Raw genomic sequence first — 665 nt, forward strand, 5'->3', positions numbered from 1 at the left:
TGGCGGGCGGGCTGTGAGCCGCGACCGCGGCCCGGCCGGCGCGCTGCGCGAGGTCCGCCTGGAGCGCTTCGGGGCCTTCAGCGGCGCCGCCGTCGCGCTCGGCGGGGGTCTGACCGTCGTCGTGGGCCCCAACGAGGCGGGCAAGTCGACGCTGCTGGCCGCCGTCGGGGACCTGCTGTGGGGGGTGGAGGCCCGGCCCCGCTACGCCTTCGAGCACGCCCGGCAGGCCCTGCGCATCGGCGGGGTGTGGTCCGGCCCCGACGGCGACGTGGACCTCGTGCGCACCGCGCGGGGGCTGTTCGACCCGGACGACGAGCCGCTGGAGGCCCCCTGGGGCGCCGAGGGCGGCCGCGCCGGCTGGGAGCAGCGGCTCGGGATGTCCCACGAGCAGCTGCGCGCCGGGGGGCGGGCCGTGCTGGCCGGCGGCGGCGACCTCGCCGGGCTGGTGTTCACCGCCCACCACGGCAGCGGGCTGCAGGCGGTCCTGGAGTCGCTGGACGCGGAGGCCGACCGGCTGTGGCGACCGCGCGGGACGAAGGTCGCCGAGCGCGAGCACGCCCAGGCCGTCGAGCGGGCCCGCGAGGAGCTCGCCGCGGCGGCGACGAGGGCCGGCGACGTGGCGCGGGCCCGGGAGCGCGAGCGCACCGCGGCCAGCGCCGCGGCGT

General features: G+C 80.8%; 1 protein-coding gene. It reads left to right on the forward strand.

All coding sequences use genetic code 11. The features are described 5' to 3' along the window. Window positions 1-13: 13 nt before the first annotated feature. Window positions 14-665, forward strand: a 652-nt coding sequence (locus ABEB16_RS22380; RefSeq protein WP_345714354.1) for an AAA family ATPase, incomplete at its 3' end; no start/stop codon positions are given.

It is taken from the genome of Kineococcus glutinatus, from assembly GCF_039542765.1.
GTDB classification, from domain to species: Bacteria; Actinomycetota; Actinomycetes; order Actinomycetales; family Kineococcaceae; genus Kineococcus_A; species Kineococcus_A glutinatus.